This window comes from Bacillus sp. JJ664 (assembly GCF_036962205.1).
Taxonomy (GTDB): Bacteria; Bacillota; Bacilli; order Bacillales; family Bacillaceae_G; genus Gottfriedia.
In genome coordinates this window covers 1-20,936 of sequence record NZ_JBALMS010000011.1, presented here as the reverse complement: position 1 = coordinate 20,936, position 20,936 = coordinate 1, and the positions used below count along the sequence as shown (strand labels likewise).

General features: G+C 33.0%; 24 protein-coding genes. 18 read left to right on the top strand and 6 right to left on the bottom strand.

What is annotated here, in order from left to right; translation table 11 throughout:
- The first annotated feature begins 19 nt into the window (after window positions 1–19).
- From V7056_RS01870 to yunB, 9 genes are all read left to right on the top strand, one after another.
- On the top strand, window positions 20–1,618 hold the full coding sequence (locus V7056_RS01870; protein ID WP_499698766.1) for a glycosyltransferase: 1,599 nt from the start codon (window positions 20–22) through the stop codon (window positions 1,616–1,618).
- A gap of 14 nt (window positions 1,619–1,632) precedes the next feature.
- Window positions 1,633–2,604, top strand: a complete 972-nt coding sequence (locus V7056_RS01865; protein ID WP_499698764.1) for an NAD-dependent epimerase/dehydratase family protein — start codon at window positions 1,633–1,635, stop codon at window positions 2,602–2,604.
- 37 nt (window positions 2,605–2,641) lie between these two features.
- Window positions 2,642–3,049, top strand: coding sequence for a polysaccharide biosynthesis C-terminal domain-containing protein (locus V7056_RS01860; RefSeq protein WP_499698762.1), 408 nt, complete (start codon window positions 2,642–2,644; stop codon window positions 3,047–3,049).
- A 662-nt stretch (window positions 3,050–3,711) separates the two neighbouring features.
- Window positions 3,712–4,236 (top strand): DinB family protein, encoded by a 525-nt coding sequence (locus V7056_RS01855; RefSeq protein ID WP_499698760.1) that lies wholly within the window; start codon window positions 3,712–3,714, stop codon window positions 4,234–4,236.
- Between the two features lie 206 nt (window positions 4,237–4,442).
- Window positions 4,443–5,273, top strand: a complete 831-nt coding sequence (locus V7056_RS01850; RefSeq protein ID WP_499698758.1) for a sulfite exporter TauE/SafE family protein — start codon at window positions 4,443–4,445, stop codon at window positions 5,271–5,273.
- 15 nt (window positions 5,274–5,288) lie between these two features.
- A complete protein-coding gene (locus V7056_RS01845) occupies window positions 5,289–6,692 on the top strand; it encodes a bifunctional metallophosphatase/5'-nucleotidase (protein WP_499698756.1) in 1,404 nt (467 codons plus the stop codon).
- Window positions 6,693–6,761: 69 nt separating this feature from the next.
- Window positions 6,762–7,064 (top strand): YunC family protein, encoded by a 303-nt coding sequence (locus V7056_RS01840; RefSeq protein WP_088000554.1) that lies wholly within the window; start codon window positions 6,762–6,764, stop codon window positions 7,062–7,064.
- Between the two features lie 207 nt (window positions 7,065–7,271).
- Window positions 7,272–8,378, top strand: coding sequence for an HD-GYP domain-containing protein (locus V7056_RS01835; protein WP_499698753.1), 1,107 nt, complete (start codon window positions 7,272–7,274; stop codon window positions 8,376–8,378).
- A gap of 103 nt (window positions 8,379–8,481) precedes the next feature.
- The gene (gene yunB / locus V7056_RS01830) at window positions 8,482–9,306 is read left to right on the top strand and encodes a sporulation protein YunB (protein WP_499698751.1); all 825 of its coding nucleotides are present in this window, start codon (window positions 8,482–8,484) and stop codon (window positions 9,304–9,306) included.
- A 34-nt stretch (window positions 9,307–9,340) separates the two neighbouring features.
- On the opposite strand, the gene V7056_RS01825 is transcribed toward yunB, so the two are convergent.
- Complete coding sequence (locus V7056_RS01825; protein ID WP_499698749.1) at window positions 9,341–10,342, bottom strand: M23 family metallopeptidase; 1,002 nt, start codon at window positions 10,340–10,342, stop codon at window positions 9,341–9,343.
- Between the two features lie 177 nt (window positions 10,343–10,519).
- Here V7056_RS01825 and lipA point away from each other — a divergent pair, with 177 nt between their 5' ends.
- Window positions 10,520–11,407, top strand: coding sequence for a lipoyl synthase (gene lipA / locus V7056_RS01820; RefSeq protein WP_499698747.1), 888 nt, complete (start codon window positions 10,520–10,522; stop codon window positions 11,405–11,407).
- Window positions 11,408–11,508: 101 nt separating this feature from the next.
- Here the strand turns inward: lipA and V7056_RS01815 are convergent, their stop codons facing one another.
- On the bottom strand, window positions 11,509–12,123 hold the full coding sequence (locus V7056_RS01815) for a YhcN/YlaJ family sporulation lipoprotein (RefSeq protein WP_499698745.1): 615 nt from the start codon (window positions 12,121–12,123) through the stop codon (window positions 11,509–11,511).
- Window positions 12,124–12,213: 90 nt separating this feature from the next.
- Between V7056_RS01815 and V7056_RS01810 the strand changes: the two genes are divergently transcribed.
- On the top strand, window positions 12,214–12,489 hold the full coding sequence (locus tag V7056_RS01810) for a YutD family protein (RefSeq protein WP_499698743.1): 276 nt from the start codon (window positions 12,214–12,216) through the stop codon (window positions 12,487–12,489).
- Window positions 12,490–12,700: 211 nt separating this feature from the next.
- On the opposite strand, the gene V7056_RS01805 is transcribed toward V7056_RS01810, so the two are convergent.
- On the bottom strand, window positions 12,701–12,970 hold the full coding sequence (locus V7056_RS01805; protein ID WP_499698741.1) for a DUF3055 domain-containing protein: 270 nt from the start codon (window positions 12,968–12,970) through the stop codon (window positions 12,701–12,703).
- 269 nt (window positions 12,971–13,239) lie between these two features.
- Here V7056_RS01805 and V7056_RS01800 point away from each other — a divergent pair, with 269 nt between their 5' ends.
- Complete coding sequence (locus tag V7056_RS01800) at window positions 13,240–13,689, top strand: DUF86 domain-containing protein (protein WP_499698739.1); 450 nt, start codon at window positions 13,240–13,242, stop codon at window positions 13,687–13,689.
- 32 nt (window positions 13,690–13,721) lie between these two features.
- Window positions 13,722–14,492 (top strand): 5' nucleotidase NucF, encoded by a 771-nt coding sequence (gene nucF / locus V7056_RS01795; protein ID WP_499698737.1) that lies wholly within the window; start codon window positions 13,722–13,724, stop codon window positions 14,490–14,492.
- Window positions 14,493–14,563: 71 nt separating this feature from the next.
- On the opposite strand, the gene V7056_RS01790 is transcribed toward nucF, so the two are convergent.
- Window positions 14,564–15,082 (bottom strand): phosphatidylglycerophosphatase A family protein, encoded by a 519-nt coding sequence (locus V7056_RS01790; RefSeq protein ID WP_499698735.1) that lies wholly within the window; start codon window positions 15,080–15,082, stop codon window positions 14,564–14,566.
- An 831-nt stretch (window positions 15,083–15,913) separates the two neighbouring features.
- On the opposite strand from V7056_RS01790, the gene yutH reads away from it, so the two are divergent.
- A complete protein-coding gene (gene yutH, locus V7056_RS01785; protein WP_499698733.1) occupies window positions 15,914–16,942 on the top strand; it encodes a spore coat putative kinase YutH in 1,029 nt (342 codons plus the stop codon).
- A 41-nt stretch (window positions 16,943–16,983) separates the two neighbouring features.
- Here the strand turns inward: yutH and V7056_RS01780 are convergent, their stop codons facing one another.
- A complete protein-coding gene (locus V7056_RS01780) occupies window positions 16,984–17,211 on the bottom strand; it encodes a NifU family protein (protein ID WP_025671774.1) in 228 nt (75 codons plus the stop codon).
- Between the two features lie 120 nt (window positions 17,212–17,331).
- On the opposite strand from V7056_RS01780, the gene V7056_RS01775 reads away from it, so the two are divergent.
- From V7056_RS01775 to V7056_RS01765, 3 genes are all read left to right on the top strand, one after another.
- Window positions 17,332–17,634 (top strand): YuzD family protein, encoded by a 303-nt coding sequence (locus tag V7056_RS01775; RefSeq protein ID WP_499698731.1) that lies wholly within the window; start codon window positions 17,332–17,334, stop codon window positions 17,632–17,634.
- A gap of 155 nt (window positions 17,635–17,789) precedes the next feature.
- Window positions 17,790–18,209, top strand: coding sequence for an NfeD family protein (locus tag V7056_RS01770; RefSeq protein ID WP_499698729.1), 420 nt, complete (start codon window positions 17,790–17,792; stop codon window positions 18,207–18,209).
- A gap of 18 nt (window positions 18,210–18,227) precedes the next feature.
- Window positions 18,228–19,190 carry an SPFH domain-containing protein gene (locus V7056_RS01765; RefSeq protein ID WP_499698727.1) on the top strand — a complete coding sequence of 321 codons (963 nt, stop codon included), beginning with the start codon at window positions 18,228–18,230 and terminating at the stop codon, window positions 19,188–19,190.
- A gap of 46 nt (window positions 19,191–19,236) precedes the next feature.
- Here the strand turns inward: V7056_RS01765 and V7056_RS01760 are convergent, their stop codons facing one another.
- Window positions 19,237–20,304, bottom strand: coding sequence for an NAD(P)/FAD-dependent oxidoreductase (locus tag V7056_RS01760; RefSeq protein WP_499698725.1), 1,068 nt, complete (start codon window positions 20,302–20,304; stop codon window positions 19,237–19,239).
- Window positions 20,305–20,501: 197 nt separating this feature from the next.
- On the opposite strand from V7056_RS01760, the gene V7056_RS01755 reads away from it, so the two are divergent.
- Complete coding sequence (locus tag V7056_RS01755) at window positions 20,502–20,738, top strand: YuzB family protein (protein ID WP_088000521.1); 237 nt, start codon at window positions 20,502–20,504, stop codon at window positions 20,736–20,738.
- Window positions 20,739–20,936: the final 198 nt, after the last annotated feature.

Genomic DNA, 20,936 nt, shown 5'->3' with positions numbered 1-20,936 from the left:
TTGAAAGGAGTTTGAACAGTTGAAACATTATTACTGCTCAACCTTTAGTAAGGATTACGCCTATAAAGGTTTATTATTATACAACTCAATTGAACAACATGATAAAGATTTTCATTTTTTTATGATATGCCTTCATGAAGAAGCAAAAAAATTATTTGAGAAAATGAACCTAACTCATGCAACCATAATAAGTTTGGAAGAGATTGAAAAGGAAGACAAAGAATTACTTTCGGTAAAAAGCTCTCGAAATGACAAGGAATATATTTGGACCTGTAAAGCGTCGGTATGTATATATCTATTAAACCAATTCGAAGAAATCGATCATATTGTATGGCTGGACGGAGATACCTTCTTTTTTTCGAATCCGGAACCTATTTTTACCGAATGGGGAGAATACTCTGTTACGCTAACAGCTGAAAAATGGCTTGAGGAACATAGTATATTAGGCGAAACGAACGGCATCTATAATACCGGTTTTATGGGTTTTAAAAGAGATGAATATTCGATGATATGCCTTCACTGGTTTAGAGAGAAGCTGATAGAATGGTGTTTTGACAGATGGGAAAAAGGACGTTGGAGCGACCAGGTATATGCAAATGATTGGCCTGAAAGATTTCAGAATATTGGTATTATTGAGAATGTAGGTGTCAATCTTACTCCTTATATCATCAATTACAGGTTAAAAGAAAGTCCAGTTATTAAAACAGACGAAGATCTATTTATAAATAATGAAAAAATAATATTTTTCCATTTTTATGGGTTTAAATACTATGATGGTAATGTCTTTGATATTTGTAATTATGTAATGAATTGCAGAGATGACGTCACTAAGCATATTTATATTCCCTATATAAATGCCTCAATAGCAATGATGAATAAAATAAAAGAAGTGGACAGTAACTTCGTTCAAGAAAAGAGTATAAAAGATTATCATATAAGAAATTATTTTAACCTTGAAATAAATTTGTCATCAGATCAAGAAAAATATAACCTTTGTACAATTATAGGGAAAGAATCACTAGAACAAGGTTTAGCACTTATTAATTCCCTTAAGATGAAAACACCCAATTTTCAACTATGGATTTGCTGTCTAGATGAGAGCACCTATACCTTTTTTTACAAATTGAGTTTAGATCATGTCATTCTTTTTAATTTAACAAATCTTGAAGGCAACGAGTTATTAAGCATCAAAGATACTCGAAATCCTGAGGAATATTACCGGACATTAAAACCTTCCTTTATTTCATATATATTTAAAAATAATTATCAAGTAAATTCTCTTGTTTATACCGACGTTGATAACAACCTTTATACAGATTTTAATAGCTTATTTGATGAATTGAAGCGAGGGAACAATCTTTTAATTTTCACGAGGCCCGTTATTACAGAAGAAGAAAAGAACTATGGTGTGTATGATGCTGGACTAATAGGATTTAACAGAGAGGAAGTCGCACTAGAATGCCTGTACAAATGGAAGAAGGATTGTATTAATTGGTGTTTTAACAAAGTAGAAGAAAAGCTATGGTTAGACCAAAGGTATTTAGACCAATGGCCGCATCAATTTTCAGGTGTAAAAGTCATGGAGAGTCCCACTAGAAATCCTAATCCAGATAAATAGTTATGGAGGAATTTATGACAGAGACTAATTATTTTTATAATCAGAAGGTATTAATTACTGGAGCAAATGGATTCATTGGATCTCATGTCGTGCAAAAAATGGTAAATGAACAGGCCGATGTATCTATTATAGTTAGGGAATCATCCGATTTATGGAGAATTGAGGAATTAAAAAAGGATATTGACATCCATCTGATCGATTTAAGAGATTCCGTTTCAATTGACAATTGCGTAAAACAGATTAAGCCAGAATATATTTTTCATGTTGGTGCGTATGGGGTAGATTCTAGACAAAAGGATTATTTAACTGCAGTTAACACCAATATCATAGGGACTATGAATATGTTAAATTCTTTAAAAGGTGTAGGCTGCAAGAAATTTATTAATGTAGGTACTTGTATGGAGTACGGTGATAAAAAGGATATTATCAAAGAGAACTCTCATTTAGAGCCCGATAGTATATACGGAAGTACTAAAGCCTCATCTTCCATTATTTCTCATCAAATCGCTGCGGAAAACGACATAGATATTGTAACTTTGAGGCCATTTGGTGTATTTGGAGAGAAAGAGGGAAGTCATAAATTCTTTCCTTATATTATTTTATCTAATTTAGATGGCAAAGATGTTAATTTAACTCCGTGTGAACAATACCGGGATTATTGTTATATAGAAAATATTATTGAAGGTTTTATTTTGGCTGCCAAAAATGAAACTATTAAAAACGATATGTTCAATATAGGCAGTGGTGCTATTTATAATCTAAAGCACTATGTTGACATGATTTACAATGAAATGACCCCAAATAAAAAACCAAATTATGGTGCACTTCCTTATAGGGAAAATGAAGTTTGGAGACAACAGCCTGATACCACTAAAATTAAAAACCTTTTAAAATGGGAACCTAAAATAAGCCTCCAGGATGGCATAAAAAGAACGATTGATTGGTATACAAGAAATAAAGAAAAATTTATAGGAACAGGTAGATAAAGGAAGACGGTAAAAGGGGTGGGAAGGAGTTGTTATTTTGGAGAAAGGATTTGAATTAATTTCCATTCGACCTTTTGTAGATAAGCGAGGAAGTCTAAAAAAAATTGTAATGAAAAGTCAGTTAGAGGAAAATATACAAATTGAAGAGGTGTACCTGCTGTATTCTGAAAAGGGAAGTGTTAGAGGGAACCACTATCATAAAAAAACTTTAGAGTATTTTGTGATTGTTAGTGGGAAGGCAAAGATTGCACTGAAGAATCTGGATACAGGAATATTGGAAGAAATCAATATTTCATCAAGTGATAATTTGATTTTAAAAGTTAGACCCAATGTAGTGCATGCTTTTAAAAACGAAGGAGATCTGCCGCTAATCATGCTTGCTGTTTCTTCCAAGGAATATAATAAACTTGATACAGATACATTCAATATGGAAATCTTACAATAAATAATTTCCATACAATAGACTGAAAATTATAAAACTCCCATCGCCAATGGTTGGGGGTCTTATTTTTTATGACTAAAAATAGCTTGTGACCATATTTTGATCATATAAATTTTTTTGATTACATTTCACTAGAAATGAATCTCATTGTACTTTTGAAATTTTAGCAGCTGTTTCTTTGAGTTATGAAGGTTTAGATATTCATTGTCAACTTACTATCGAGTTGCCCTTACCGTTCCAATACCTCTTTACTACTTATTTTTTGACCTCATTCTGACCACGAGACATTTAGAACGTTCTATTATTTCATTTTTAATTAATAAAAGCTGATTTAACCTTGATATAGCAAGGATTGTTTTATTCCATGTTTCTCCATTTTATATTCTCACATTAAAGAGCGTATTATATTTAATTCTACTTTATAATGAATTAAGTTGCAGATGGAAGGTTTGATTGGTTAATTATTTTAATGTAGTAAAAAAGACGAACTTTTTTGTTCGTCTTTTTTTGTTTCTTAACTTAAGTTTGTTCATAAGATGTATAAATTCATTTTTGAAACGAAGAAGGTAAACTGTAATGAAAAGATGAAATAAAATAAGACAGGTGGATTCCTAATAGAGTTTTATAGTACATAGATTTTATTAATGAAAGAAAGGAGCGGTTAAATGAATTTTATTCTTAAAGAAGCGATCGAGGTATTAGAACGTACACCACAAACGTTAGAGTATTTTTTATCAGGGTTATCGAATAGATGGTTACATAGTAATGAAGGCCAAGATACATGGAATGTTTCGGAAGTGATTGATCACCTCATAGAAGGAGAGAAAACAAATTGGATGGTGAGGTTAAATTGTATTTTGAATGAGGGTGAAAATAAACCTTTTCCAACATTTAACCGGTATTCACACTTAAATGAAAAAAATGATAGGTTCATAGATGATAAATTGCTTGAATTTAAGACGATTAGAATAAAAAATATTACAAAACTACAATTGCTTAATAAACCCGAACTAGATCTTGAGTTAACCGGAGTCCATCCTGAATTTGGCATCGTTAAGTTAAGAGAATTACTGTCTACTTGGGTAGTTCATGATTTAACTCATATAAGTCAAATTGTAAGGGTTATGGCAGAGAGTTATAGAGCAGATGTGGGACCATGGAAAGAATATTTAGGTGTATTAAAAAAATAAAAAAGCGATAGTTTTTGTGAAATACACATCCACAATTTTCTTGTAGTTAATTTAGTAGAAATACTTTTTGCTAACATAAAGAATAACATTCGAAATTACGCACTGAATTGGTTTCCAAAAAATTCAACTCGGAGAAATCCGAGTTTTTTTGTGTTAAACTTTAAACATTATCATACATAGAGTTGTCAGAAAGGGAGAATGATTGTTTGGAATTTATTTTACAAATCCTTATACTAATCAGTATAGGATTAGCAGCTGGGACTTTTGGGTCGCTATTCGGGTTAGGTGGAGGAATTATCATTGTCCCAATGCTTCTAAATATTGACCGTATTTTACCTGTTTTTTCTACGGTTCCGATTCAAATTGCAGTAGGAACATCGCTTATTACAATCGTATTTTCATCCTTATCATCTACCTTTGCATATCGTAAGCAAAAGAGAATTGATTTTAAAAGTGGATTATTATTTATGATAGGAAGTGTACCAGGGAGTTTACTTGGTTCATATATAAATACATTGCTAAATACGGAGCGATTTAAATTGTTTTTCGGGATATTATTAGTTTGTATCTCGTTATTTTTATTCGTATCTTCAAAATTTAAGAAAAAACCAAAAGAGATTCATAAAGGTATTATTCAAACATATACAAATGATCAAGGTGAAGCATATACATATAGTTATAATCTTCCACTAGCGATAGGGCTTTCTGGAATAGTTGGTTTAATCTCAGGATTGTTTGGGATAGGTGGAGGTGTCATGTTAGTTCCAATGATGGCTTTTTTATTTGGCTTCCCACCTCAATTAGCAATTGCAACATCTATGTTTGTCGTAATGTTCACGACAATTGGTAGCTCTATTTCGTATTTGTTGATCGGTGCAGTTAATTTTTATTATGTACTTTTGTTAATACCGGGTGCCTGGGTTGGTGGAAAACTTGGTGCACTCATTAATCAAAAATTAAAATCTGAAACAGTCTCATTCATTTTACGATTTGTATTATTATTCTATGGTGTTAAATTAATGATTGAAAATATATAGAAAAGGGGTGGGACAATGGAGACAAATCAAACAAAAAAAATTCGATTGTTCCATACAAATGACATTCATAGTCACTTTGAAACTTGGCCAACAATTGTGGGGTTATTAAAGTCGAAAAGGGAACTTGCTAGAGTAAATCGTGAAGAATCTCTAACCTTTGATATTGGAGACTTCGTCGACCGTTTTCATCCGATTTCTGAAGCAACTATAGGAAAAGGGAATGTTAATCTATTAAATGAAGCGGAGTTTGATGCAGTTACGATCGGTAATAATGAAGGGATTACTTTAGCAAAAGAGGATTTACTCAAATTATATGAGAATGCGAGTTTTGACGTTTTAGTAAGTAATTTAGCGATTAAAGAGGAACATTCAAAATCATTCAGTAAGCAGTATGAAATTTATGAAAAAAATGGCTTGAAAATTGGTGTCATTGGATTAACAATTTCTTATCCAGTATTTTATGAATGTCTTGGCTGGAGTATTCAAGACCCTATAGAAAGTTTGGAGCAAATACTTCCAATTGTTACTGAACAATCGGATATAGTTATCGTACTTTCACATTTAGGGTTAAAAATAGATCAAATGATGGCAAAACAATTCCAGGGAATCGATGTGATACTTGGCGCTCATACACATCATCTGCTACCGAACGGAGAATATGTAGAAAATACATTATTATGTGGTACCGGCAAACATGGTAATTATCTTGGTGAAGTTTTGTTGACTGTAAACAAACAGACGAAACAAATAATCAATAAAACTGCATCGGTTATAGAAATACATAATATACCGAAACATTACCAAGATGAATCAACAAGCCATTATTTAGCATATTTAATGAGAATGAGCGAAGAAATTCTTAGTGAACCTACAGCTCTACTTCCAAAAAACTTACCAACAAACTGGTTTAAAGAAAGTTTACTCCCAAAAATTTTAGCTAATTCTTTAAAGCAGTGGACTGATGCTGATATTAGTTTGATTAATGCTGGGATTTTACTTGATGGTCTAAATAGAGGCGTAGTGACGAAGGGGCATATTCATCGTATTTGTCCACATCCGATCAATCCATGTACAGTTTATTTAACTGGTGCTGAATTACTAGAAGTAATCAACCGTGGGGAAGAAAAAGAACTGGTGCATTTAAAAATGAAGGGTTTTGGATTTAGGGGTAAGGTGATTGGGATGATGGTATACGATGGAGTCACAATCGTAAATAGGCATGTAAAACGACATTTTTACCGTGAAGATATATTTATTAATGGTGAAATGTTAGATTTATCTAGAAACTATAAGTTAGGTACATTAGATTTATTTACTTTCGGAAAGTTTTTTCCTCAAATAAGTGCAGCGAAAAATAAAAAATACTATATGCCTGAATTCATTCGAGACGTGTTACTTTGGGCTGTAAAAAGTATGTAAATTTGTATGGTAGACAGGTTCATTAATTAAATTCTTCTCATATTTTAGAATGAGAAAGGAGCGGTGAACTTGATTCAATTAACACCTATTAAGATTGAGGATCATACATTTAATGCGGTAACTGTCCTTCTTCCAAAAACTACTTTATTAGTCGTTATGAATGATAAAGGGTATATCATGTGTGGGGCTTTAGATGTCGCACTTTTAAATGAAAGGCTTCTTGATCGTAAAATTATTGCCGGTCGAGCAGTCGGAGTCAAAACAATTGAAGAGTTATTAAATGCCCCTTTAGAATCAATTACAGTTGAAGCCGAAAGACTCGGGATTCAAAAAGGTATGATTGGAAGGGAAGCATTATTAAAAATGTTATAAAATCAGCCACTAAATTTTGTTTAGTGGCTTAATTTTTTCACAATTTAACCGTTATAAATAGTATAATAAAGTAATATATAGTCAGAAAAAGTAGAAAAATCTATTCAGGTGCTAAAATACAACTAGATTCTTATTAAGAAATGACATCACGAATATACTCATCTGAGGAACCATATATTTAATAAAAAGTATATCAGGGAGAAAATTATGAGAATTGTCGTGACTTCAACTCTTGTTCCAGGCACACTTTTAGGTAAGCCAATTTATAATGATCAGGGAAAAATCTTAGTTAATGCTAATGTTCCTTTAACAGTGATGATGATTAATCGTCTGCATAAGTTAGGTATATCCTATGTCTTCATTCACGATCCTCTTTCTGATGGCTTAGAATTAGACTCTACTATTTCAGACGAGCTTAGAATTGAGAGTACCAAAAAAATTGAAGATGCTTTTGTAAAATTTAAAAATGAAGAGCTTCATCTTAGATGGCTTTCACTAGAAAAGTCGGCTCCTGAATTAAAAGGCATAATTGAATCATTGTTAAAAGAATTAAAGAATAACAATGATATGCTTTCACTATTAACGGACGTATTTTCTTATGATGAGTATGTATTTACGCACTCATTAAATGTAACAATGTACTCACTAGCAATTGGAACGAAATTAGGGTTAAATAAAAGTCAATTAGATTTATTAGGTCTTGGGGCACTGTTACATGATGTAGGCAAAATGGTGGTACCGAATCAAATTTTAGATAAGCCAGAACGTTTAACAGAAGAAGAGTATGAATTAATTAAAAAACATACGACTGCTGGATATGAAATTCTTAGAGAGGTTCCTAATATTCATTCAGTTGTGGCGATTTGTGCGCTACAACATCATGAACGAATAAATGGAAGCGGTTATCCAAAAGGGATATCTGGAGAAGTAATGCATTTGTACTCTAAAATTATAGCAATTTCGGATGTTTTTGATGCGGTTACTTCTAACAGAGTATATAGAAAAGCGATGTTACCTCACGAAGGATTAGAGCTTTTATACAGTGGTAGTCATAAGTTATTTGACGCAAAATTAGTCCGATTATTCAGAGATTCATTATCGATTTATCCTACAGGACTAACTGTTCAATTAAATGATGGTCGTCGTGGAATTGTTGCCAGACAAAATGCAGCATCAACTGATCGTCCAATTATCCGTATTATCGAGGAAAATGGATATGAAGTAAGTATTCCATACGAAGTGAATTTGTTTGATGACCTGCATTTATTAATTACAGAATGTGATACAACTTTAAAACAAAGAGTATTTCAATAAAAAGATGTTCCAGTAAAGATGGAACATCTTTTTTGTTTGGAAGAGAAGATGAATGAACATGCCATGACATGCATACCCATTTAATAGGGGGGCATGGTTCCGGATGAAAAAATTTAAATACAAACGTGTTCCAGGAAATAGATTTATTACGAAAAGAAAATCCCAGAGTTTTTTTAAATCCAATTCTTTTCATTCAGTTCCAGTTTTACAATCATTTCGAAAAAAGCTACCTAATAAGTATGTCGTCATTATCCTGATATTACTTATTTTTGGATGCTATGGATTTTGGAAAATTGATAAGATTTTTTCTCCTACAATTTTAAAGTATTCAGAAAAACAAACAAAACGAATTGCCAATCTTGTCATAAATGAAGCTTATGAATCAGCTTCAAAAGAACTAGAAGGGCAGGATATTATTATTCGTGATGTTGATCAAAATGGAAAAACAGTCATTAGTACAAATACTTATTTAATCAATAAAATAATTGGTTCAACGACAAGTAATGTTGAAGAGAATATTCGAAGAGTTGAACAAGGAGATCTTTCATTTTTATCTTTATCTAAATCTGAGTTAAAGAAGATGAAAAGTGATAATGATGGATTTTATATTGACGTACCTATTGGGGTCATGACAAACACCGTATTATTAGGTAAACTTGGACCTACAATTCCAGTTCGATTCTCAGTAGTAGGTGATGCGGTTGCGAATGTATCACAAGAGGTAAAGCCATTTGGATTTGATAATTCAGTCGTAGAAATTATCATGAATGTTGAAGTAAATATGAATGTCATTATTCCATTTACGTCCAAATCGACAAAGGTTAAAGTTCAAGTGCCGATTGCATCTGAGATTATTGACGGGGAAGTTCCAAGCTATATTCCTTTTGCTCCGAATCAAACGACGCCTAATACGACTAATAAAAAATAAAAGCAGACACTACAATGTCTGCTTTTTATTTTGATCAACTACTTTTCCTTGCTATTCGATCTTGTCTTTCCCATAATCGAAGCCTTGGAAAAGGATCATAAGACCATTCCGAGTAACCATTATCCTTGTAAATTCCGTAATGTAAATGTGGAGGGAATTTACCTGATGTTCCGGGTGGACCGTAACCAGTACTGCCCACATAGCCAATAATTGTTCCGGGCTCTACTACCTGGCCCTTGAGTATTTCTTTATTAAATCCACCTAAATGTGCATAGTAATGATAGTTATTATTTAAGTCACGAATTCCAATTCTCCACCCACCAATACGGTTCCAACCTTTTGTTTCAATAACGCCATAGCAGGTTGCTCTTACAGGTGTACCATAGTTTGCGAAAATATCTGTCCCTTCATGTACTCTTCGTCCACCAAAGCTACGTGGAGCACCCCAAGTACTTCGATAACTATGTTCACTACGGATTGGTAGTGGGAAAGCATTTCCTGTAATATTAAGCTTTCCATAGTATTGATATATACGTGCATATTCATCAATTATATCGACAGTAATCGCTCTTTGGTAATAATCCCATAACATCATTCTAATATACTGCCTTGAAGGTCCGTAGAAATGCAAACGATGTATGAATGCAAATAATAAATCTTCGTCATCTTGGATTGAGGCTTTACCATCATTATTGCCATCCATTCCTATTCCACCAAATAAATGAATGGTTGGGAGGTAAGTGTCTTCTTTAATTGGATTGACTAATCCGCTCCAGTCTTCAGGCTTAATATAAATTGAAAGTACGCCATTTTCACGTTTAGGAATATCATTTCTTACACTTCGGACGTTTCGCTCATATGTATCAATTGCTGCGAAAAAGTACCACGGAATAAAAGTTAATGCTTCGCCCTTTTTATATAATGACATTCGTTCCAGGTCTAACTTTGCCTGGTCAATTTCCTCAGCACCTGCAAATGATGGTGTTATGAAGATAACCACCATACAAAAGAGTACAATTATTTTTTTCAAAACCATCATCCCTTAATTAGATTTTCTTCTTTAGTTTGGTTAAAGGAACGACTTTCATAGATGGAAATTATAGGGAGATATAGACGAAAGTTTTTCATCTCTGTGAAAAATGTAGTAATATATAGTAATATTGGAATTGATATTGAAATATGTCGTAAACGATAAACGTTGGAGGAATTTCAAATGGCATCAAAAAAAGAAGAGTATTTGAGAAAGCCTGAATGGCTAAAAATAAAATTAAACACCAATGAAACGTATACTGATTTAAAAAAGATGATGCGTTCTAAAAATCTTCACACAGTATGTGAAGAAGCTCGTTGTCCAAATATCCACGAATGCTGGGCAGTAAGAAAAACTGCTACATTCATGATTTTAGGAGCAATCTGTACGCGAGCTTGCCGTTTCTGCGCAGTTAAAACAGGCCTACCAACTGAACTGGATTTACAAGAGCCAGTACGTGTTGCAGAATCAGTTACACAAATGAATTTAAAACACGTAGTTATTACTGCAGTTGCACGTGATGATTTAAGAGATGGTGGAGCAGCGGTATTTGCTGAAACCGTTAAAGAAGTAAGAAAAGCAAATCCTTTTACTACAATTGAAGTATTACCTTCTGACATGGGTGGTAAATTTGAAAATCTAAAAATGTTAATGGACGCTAAGCCAGATATTATGAATCATAATATTGAAACTGTTCGTGACTTAACACCACGTGTACGTGCAAGAGCAACTTATGAAAGATCACTTGAATTTTTACGTAGAGCCAAAGAAATTAATCCAGATATTCCAACTAAATCAAGTATCATGCTTGGTCTAGGCGAAACAAATGAGCAACTTTATGAAGCAATGGATGATTTACGTGCTGCAGGTGTAAATATTATTACGCTTGGACAATATTTACAACCAACGAAAAATCATTTACCAGTTAAGAAATATTACACGCCTGACGAATTTGCAGCGCTTAAAGAGGTTGCACTTGGAAAAGGATTCTCACACTGTGAATCTGGACCATTAGTTCGTTCTTCTTACCATGCTGATGAGCAAGTTCAATCAGCTAAACAGGCACAATAAAAAGCAGCACTAGCTAACACTAAATGCTTTTAAGACAGGCATTTTTATATTCTTTAAATTTGAAAAGCACTAGCTCGCGCTAGTGCTTTTTCAAATTGATATTAATGTGGATCATTAGACATTTTATCGAAATGTAAGCTTTGTTTATCAACATCGAATCCTTCTGCTAAGAATTTAATTTTTTCCTCTAATTGTGCGTCTGTTAAATCACCATATTTTTGAAGTTCTTCAATGTTATTAAAATTTTCTACTCTGTTTGAAGTGTAAATATGGTAGTAACTAGGCAAAGCAGAGCGGGCTGTTTTTTCAACTTGATGTCTAACTTTGTTCTGATCATCATGTGTGCTATAAGCGATAAAGACTTCTTGATCAGTTACAAATGTAGCAGCATCATCAACTGAAGGGAGTTTAACCTCTAAATAAGAAATAAATTTTGCAACTTCCTGTTTATCGATTTTTAAAGTATATTCGCCATCTCTACCTGAAACCTCTTGCTTTTGTAGCCTAGAAAAGCCATAATCTTTGTAAGAAGATTCTTCATTATTGTTAACATCACCGAGTTCCATTGGTGCTGTATTTAACTTTTTAGGTGTATTTGTTCTTTGCTCATCTTTATAAGCAGTATCCTCATATTCAAATTGTCTGGATTTACTTGGACCAAATGAACAACCACCTAAAAATGATAAAGTGATAAGACAAACTAAAATTTTGCGCATACGTAAAACCACCTTTTATTAGGATTGTAAAATTAGTATGCCAAATAAGATGATTACATATTTATGGGAGTATAAGGAAGGAGAAATATTATGGTTTGCATACAAAATATTTGTTATGAAATTGTTGAAGACTATCGTGAAGGCTTTAATGAAGAAGCTTTTAAAGCGAGATATGCAGAAATCCTTTCGAAGTATGATTATATCGTAGGCGACTGGGGATATGAGCAATTACGCTTAAGAGGATTTTTTGATGACTCACAAAAAAATGTACCATATGATTCTAAAATTAGTACATTGCGTGAATATATTTATGAATACTGCAATTTTGGATGTAAATATTTTGTCCTAAAAAAGATTAAAAACTAATTGGTGGGGATGACCCATCAATTTTTTATTTTATGAGACTGTGGATAATTATTTTTAGATTTTTTTAAATAGTAAAAATCATGTGGATAAGTATAAAGAATGAGATTAGTTTGTGTATAAGTTAGAACTTAATCACAAAAAGAGTGGACAACTTTAATTGTTATCCACTCTTTTTCAATTCGTTTTAGGTTATCCACAAAAAAAATCTAAATTAATAAATTACTTCAGTTAGGAAATCTAATAACTCTGCGGCTTTTTGTTCTGTGATTCCAAAAGCAAATTCTAAATAACCTTCCTCTTTTAAATCATCTGATCCAATAATTGCAAAACGGTTACTTTGTATGTCTAATACAATAACTTTTCCGTAATGACGATCAGAATAAATTAAAGCAAGGTCATGCCTTTCTTCTTCTCCCATAAAGCTTAAAAATCTTGTTTTCGCTTGAGTTACATCATCGTATAAGAAAAAACGCTCACTCATTATTCGTTACCCCCAATATTATCATTCAATATAGTTTCTTAAAATTTTTAAATTTTTGATGGGATTTTCAATTTGAGTAAACATAATATGATGCTGTTTTAACTACAAAGTTCAACAGATTAACTGTCGGGTCCCAATCATTTACCTATCTACTATATCAAATATCGAGCAGAAACGCTTTCATTGATGTCGATTTTTTTCGAATTTAGCTATAAAATAAATATATGTTCATAAAATGTAGAAGATAGAATTGAGAAGGAAGTGTACATATGTACTTTATTAATCGTCAAAGTATTATTGATCGAATAGAAGTATTCAACTCAATGCTTAATTATTATGATTCAAATAGTAAACCAAGTAATCAAACTGAGGTGCTCGCATTTGAAAGAATGACGCAACTTTTTATCGACAGTATTTTAGATATTGGTAATGCAATGATTGACGGATTCATCATGAGGGATCCTGGTAGTTATGATGACATTGTTGATATATTAATGGATGAAAAAGTAATTACGAAAGAATTAGGTGAGGCAATTAAAAAACTAATACCGATTCGTAAGCATTTATTACAAGATTATACAACATCAACTACAGAAACTATCATGTCTACTTTTGTAGAAAATATTAGTGCATACAAAGCATTTCCAATTGCAGTACATACTTATTTAAATAAAGAGCTTGGTGTCGTAAATGCCTTTAGTAGCGACAAAGAGAAATAAACGTTCTTTAAGAGGATTGAAGGAGTGTCAACATGAAGCAGTATAAAGGATATTTAATTGACTTAGACGGTACCATGTATCGTGGTGAAGAACAAATTGAAGAAGCTAGTCGTTTTATTGAAGCATTAAAAGAAAAAGGAATTCCTTATTTATTTGTAACAAATAATTCTACACGTAAACCAGAACAAGTTGCAGATAAACTTAATCGCTTTAATATTCCTACGACAAAGGAACAAGTATTTACAACAAGTAACGCAACAGCTAATTATATAAAAGAACAAAAAGAAAATGCATCAGTCTATATGATTGGTGAAGAGGGGCTAACATTTGCTTTGGAGGAAGTTGGCCTAAGAATTACTGATGATCAACCAGATTTTGTTGTAAGTGGTCTAGATCGAGATATCAATTATGAGAAATTAGCGAAAGCGTGTCTAGCAGTTAGAAATGGTGCTACATTTATTTCTACAAATGGCGATATTGCACTTCCAACTGAAAGAGGACTATTACCTGGAAATGGATCATTAACATCTGTGATTGCAGTTTCTACGACGGTCAAACCAATTTTTATCGGTAAACCTGAATCAATTATTATGGAACAAGCACTAAAAGTACTAGGAGTACCAAAAGAAGATACGCTAATGGTTGGTGATTATTACGATACCGATATTTTGGCTGGAATTCATACTGGTATAGATACTTTACTTGTACATACGGGTGTAACGACGAAAGAAATGTTAGCTAATTATGAAAAGCAACCTACTTATTCAGTTCACTCATTAGAAGAATGGTTACAATATATTTAATAAAAGCTCTGATAACGACCGTTTCAAAATGGAAAAGCACTCAGCTTATTAGCCGAGTGCTTTATGTTTTTTTATTTATCACCTTTACGTTCATCGGAGTTTTTATGAGCTGCACGATGAGCCAATCTGCTAGATGCTGCAGCGGCAATTGCACCAACAATGTCATCTAGAAACGTATGAACCATACCAGTTGATTTATCATTTAATCTTTCTAAAATGCCAGGTTTCATTTTATCGATATAACCATAATTCGTAAAACCAATCGACCCGTAAACATTTACAATGGAAAGGGCAATGATTTCGTCTATTCCGTATAAACCTTCATCTCTCTTAATAATGGATAATAAAGGCTCCTGTAATTTATTTTGCTCACCTAATATATCTAACTCAATACCGGTAATGACGGCATTTTGTATTTCACGCTTTGTTAAGACCCTTTTAACATTGTGTAAACACTCTTCCATCGATAAATCATCATGATATTTACTCTGTAAAAAATAAACTAAATCGGCAATATCATCTAGCGTTACACCTCTTTTTTCTAATAATGATAGTGCAGTCTTCTCTAGATCGTGATTTAAAAATTCCATTTCATCACCTTTTCCTTATCAATTAATTTATTTAGTGGGAATGTAACTAAAATTGAATGAACTACTGAAACGATTAGAAATATGCAAGGATAAAGAGCCAATTTTTTAATTAAACAGAGGTTTAAATATATATGATTCTAGATTGAACATAATTCCCCTTTATAAAAAAATGTTAATCATCAAAATGAACTCAATTTATATAAAAAATTTACATTTAAGGGGTTCCAGCCATATTTCTAATCACTTAAATAAACAAATTTCGAATAGTTTCTTCCGAATCTAACTCTTGATATGTTTTCAATTTTTGAGGATCTTTATAGCTTTTTTTCTATGTTAGTTCTTACCAATCCTTTACGAAAAACGATAGTAAAGGTTTTCTTGATTTATGATGAACAATCTGGTTTTTGTCTTAAGCTTGTCGCAGCTAACCAGTCGCCTCCACCTTTTCAGTATGTCTAGTTCCAGGCGTTAGCCCCTCGAGGTCATAAGCCAAAGCCCAATAAAGGTTAAAGAGCAACCTTTCCGGTCCTTGTCTTATGCTTGTCGGGGCTGAGCGAACGCCTTCCACTTTTCTATTTGTCTAGTTCCGGCTCCTAGCTCCTCGAGGTCATAAGCCAAACCCCATTAAAGGTAAAAAGCACCTTTACTGGTTTTCGTCTTATGCTTGTCGGAGCTAATCAGTCGCCTCCACCTTTCTATATTTATACGTCAATTTGCACATTTTTGTGAAGGGTCATTCGGTTTATGTTTTAAAGTGAAAAGTATGGGTACAGGTTTTTGGGTTTGTGACATATACATTAATAAGTAGTAATTTAAAGGATGTGAGTGATGATGTTTATTAGAAATCAAAACATCATTCAAGATTTGTTTCATCATTATCAAATTCAACCAGCTGAGCTTCTGTCAGTTCAGTCATATTACATGTTTTGGCAGAGGAATAGAGTGTATTTTCTTGTGCCAATTGGAAATTTAAAAGAAGATGATTTACAGGAAATGAAACGATTGAGTGATTTTATGAGCACAACAGGGGATCAAACAGTTGCAACTTTTGTTCAAAATGTTCAGGGGTATTATGTAAGTAAAATTGCTGGCAGTAATTATTCTTTATTTAAAAGTTTTCGTCAAAGTGATCGAAGCACAAGCACGAACTTCGGAGAAGAATTAGCAGTTTTTCATTTACGCGGTAAAAAGTATAGCGAGGATTTAAAGCAATTGAAAAGAATTGGCCAATGGAAGTCTTTATGGGAAAAACGCTTAGAGCAGTTAGAAAGATTTTGGCAAAATAAGGTGAATAGTCACCCTGAAAATTATTTTGAACAAACCTTCATCGAATCATTTCCGTACTATCTTGGAATGACAGAGAATGCGATTCAGTATGTTGTTGATACAGAATTAGATGACACACCTCAAATTGTTGATTCTGCGACGATATGTCACCAAAAAATGGCTGAGAGAAAAATGAAAGAAATACATTTTGCAAAAATACCTACAGAATGGATTTATGATCATCCTTCAAGGGATTTGGCAGAGTGGGTTAGGGATGAGTATTTAGAAAACAGTGGCGGAAATTATCGAAAAAAAATACTATCATTTTTGTATAGTTATGAAAAGAAAAGTCCACTATCAACATTTTCTTGGCGACTTTTGTATGCAAGACTTCTGTTCCCAGTACATTATTTTGAAACGATTGAAGGTTATTATTTATCTAAGACAGATGCGGATCGAAAAAGGCATGAACGTAAGCTAGTACATTATTTAGAAACGACAAGTGAGTTTGAATCTTTTTTAGGTAACTTCTATGAAATGATAGGTCTGCCAATAGCTAAACTAGGAATTAGAGAAATTAATTGGTTAAAGTAAAAAAGAGAAGGGATAATATCCCTTCTCTTTTTTTAATTGAATTAGAATACTTGCTCTACTTCAATTACGCCAGGTACCTCTTCTAATAGAGCACGTTCAATACCAGCTTTTAAGGTAATCGTTGAACTTGGGCAGCTTCCACATGCACCTAAAAGGCGTAGTTTAACAATACCATCCTCAATATCAACTAAATCAACGTCTCCACCATCGCGAAGAAGAAATGGTCTTAATTTATCTAATACTTCTTGTACTTGTTCTTTCATGTCCATACTTATCGACTCCTTTCACTAATTTTATTATAATCAGTTAAGAGGAAAAAATCTATTACAGAGTACTTTGTGTTGTTTTAATTTTTAGGACACACAGTTATTGTATGCTAGGAGGAGAAAATGAGTAATAAAATTTTAGTGGAAGTTTTTGGGGCTGAAGTTATTTGTGCAAGTTGTGTAGGAATGCCATCTTCAATCGAAACATTTGAATGGCTTCAAGCAGCACTACAAAGAAAGTATCCTGACATAGCATTTGATTTTCAATATATCGATATTTTTAATGTTGATGATAACGAAAAAGAAGATTTTGCAGAAAGAGTTAGAAATGATGAATATTTCTACCCAGTCGTGTTGGTAAATGGAACAGTGGTTGGAGAAGGGAATCCAAAACTGAAAGACGTATATCAAGCAATTGAACAATAATTTTGTTACCTCTTTATGCAAATAAGGAGGTTTTTTAATGTAGTTTTAATAATGTTCAAGATTTCTATGTAAATTGGACTAATTTACATGTTAGAATATAAGTGAAAGATAAATTACAAAATTTGGCATATATATAGACTGTGAGGAGGGGTGGTATGGTCGCAATTAGCTTGTTTGTAATTGGCGTTATATTAGTTATTATAGAAATGTTTTCAATTACATTTGTTTTTTTATGGATTGGAATCGCTTGTATTTTAGCAGCAATCGTAAGTTATTTAACTGACTCGATCATCTTAACTTTTATTACTTTTATAATAAGTGCGCTTATTCTTTGGTTAAGTACGAAGAATTTTGCTAAGAGAATACATCAACATAAAACGATAGAAAATGGTGTGAACTCTTTACTTGGTAAGGAAGTAATTGTTTCATCGATTGAATTGACAGATGATACATTAGGCACTACAAAAGTTTATGGAGATGAGTGGACTATTCGCTCGACCGAACCATTAGTATTAAGTGAAAAGGTTGTTGTAACAAAAATAGAAGGTGCAACATTATACGTAACAAATATTTAGTCAGGGGAGAAGTGGGTTATGTCTGAAATTCCATATGGTCCAATTATTATAGGGATTATTGTTTTATTCGTCGTATTACTATTATTATCGAGTATTAGAATTGTACGTCAATCTGAAGTTTATCTAGTTGAACGATTAGGTAAATTCCATCGTAAATTAGAGAGTGGAATTCATATTGTTGTTCCATTTATAGAAAGAGTTGCAAGTAAAAAAACATTACGTGAAACAGTTGTGGATTTTCCACCTCAATCAATGATTACGAAAGACAATGTAAGTATTCAAGTGGATTCAGTTGTGTTCTATCAAGTTACTGACGTTGTTCGACATGAGTATGAAATTGCTAATCCGCTATCAGCAATCTCTAATTTAACAGCAACAACATTACGTAACTTAATTGGGGAATTAGATTTAGATGAAACGTTAACAAGCCGTGATACGGTTAATAATAAACTACGTGCAATACTTGACCAAGCAACAGATAAATGGGGAATGAAAGTTAATCGTGTTGAGATTCGTAATATTATTCCGCCGATTGATATCCAAAATGCGATGGAGCGTCAAATGCAAGCAGAACGTACTCGTCGTGAAAAAGTACTAAACGCTCAAGGTGAAAAGGAATCGAAAATCCTAAAAGCTGAAGGGGAAAAGCAATCTCAAATTCTTGAAGCTGAAGGACAACGATTAAGCCAAATTGAAAGAGCACGAGGCGATAAAGAGTCACAAGTTCTACGTGCAGAAGGGGAAGCTGAAGCAATCATAAAACTTGCAGAAGCAAAAGCCCGCGGTGAACAAGTAGTATTAGATGTTTGGAAAGCTGCTTCACCTACAAAAGAAATGGTACAATTACGTTCAATGGAAGCATTAGAAAAAGTAGCAAATGGAACTGCATCAAAACTTGTTATTCCGACAGATGCTACAAGACTTTTAGGTATGGTCGAAAGTGTAAAAGAAGTTATGCGTTCAGATAAAACTGAACAATAAATAATGAACAAAAGACCCTTAGCAATCGCTAAGGGTCTTTTGTTGATCAACCATTGTGGTATTTGTATAACCATAGGATACCTGACTTAATCAGTCTTGGTACTCGTCCTAATAGAGGACGTTCATTAAATAAACCGAAACCATGTTTCTTACCAAGAGAACCCATAATACCTTTTAATTTAATTTGTGGCATTTCATCTGGCAGTTGTTCACCATTCCATTTTTTTTGTAAGATGGTAACAATTTGCTCTGCTTGTGCTTCTGCAAGCTGTGCAGACGGTGCATATGGTAATGCTGCACAATCTCCAACTACATAAACATGTTCATCTGTTGGAATATGGTGATATTTTGTAATCACAATTCTTCCACTATTGTCTTTTTCAACATCTAGATTTCGAACAACTTCAACTGGTTGGATTCCAGCAGTCCAAATAACAGCATCACAATGAATTTCATCATCATGGTTGAATAAAGTATTCTGTTCAACCTTAGTAATATTTGAATTACTAATAATTTTTACGTCGTGCTCGTCAAACCATTTTTGAACATAATGGCTAAGCTTCTCTGGAAACATGGATAGAATTCTACTTCCGCGATCGAATAGTAAAATCTTTAAATCGCTTCTGCTTTCTCTTAATTCACTTGCAACTTCTACACCACTTAAACCAGCACCAACAACACCAACTACAGAGTTAGGAGGGAGACTATTTACATTTTCATAAGCAATTCTTGTGTTTTCAATAGTTTGAATACTATAAGTATGCTCTTGTGCACCTGGTACGTTGTGATATTTATCTTCACAACCTAGACCAATCACTAAATCATCATATGATACTGTTTTACCATTGTTTAATATCACTTGTTTGTTTGATGTATCAATTGTTGTAATATCCCCATATACAACAGTTAATTTTTCATGAGTTGGAAATGGAATTCGGATATGCTGCTCTGGTACTGTACCAGCAACTAATGCATAGTATTCAGTTTTAAAGCAGTGAAAAGAATTCCGATCAATTAGTGTGATATGAACGTCCTCAGGTAAGGCTGATGTTAATAATCGAGATAAAACACGAACATTTCCATATCCGCCACCTAGTAATACGAGGTTTTTCATAGTTGTTGTTCCCCTTTTGTTTTATTAGCAATAAATAAAAATAATTTTTCTAATTTTCGACAATTATATTATATATATTTTGAGATGAAATAACAACGTCTTACTTAGTAAAATAAACCTTGTTCCTAATAAATCTAAAATGATTGACCTTTTTTTAAAAAAAGAGTAACTTTATGAGGAGCAAGGAGTGAAAAAAATTGAGACCATTAGTTGAATTTTGTATTAAAAACCTAGCAAACGGTGCCCAAAAAGCATTAGAGCAGCTTGAACGTGATCCGAATCTAGATGTATTGGAATACGGATGCCTGGGATACTGTGGAAAATGTAGCTTATCACTTTTTGCATTGGTTGAAGGGGAAGTTATAACGGGGGAGACTCCGACGGAACTAGTTGATAATATATACAATTTTCTAGAAGAAAATTTATTGATATAAAAAAACATCACTTTATGATAGTGATGTTTTTTTTTGCTCTTTTCCAAAAGATTGTTATTTTTGAATTAAAAATATCATAGACAGAAGTTGATTACTACGGAAAGTGCTCATCTCCTGTGGTAGGATGCCGGAGGACTGAGACCCCGCAGGATGTGGATCATGCATGTGTTACGACAGGAAGTCGTGGTTTTAGCATGC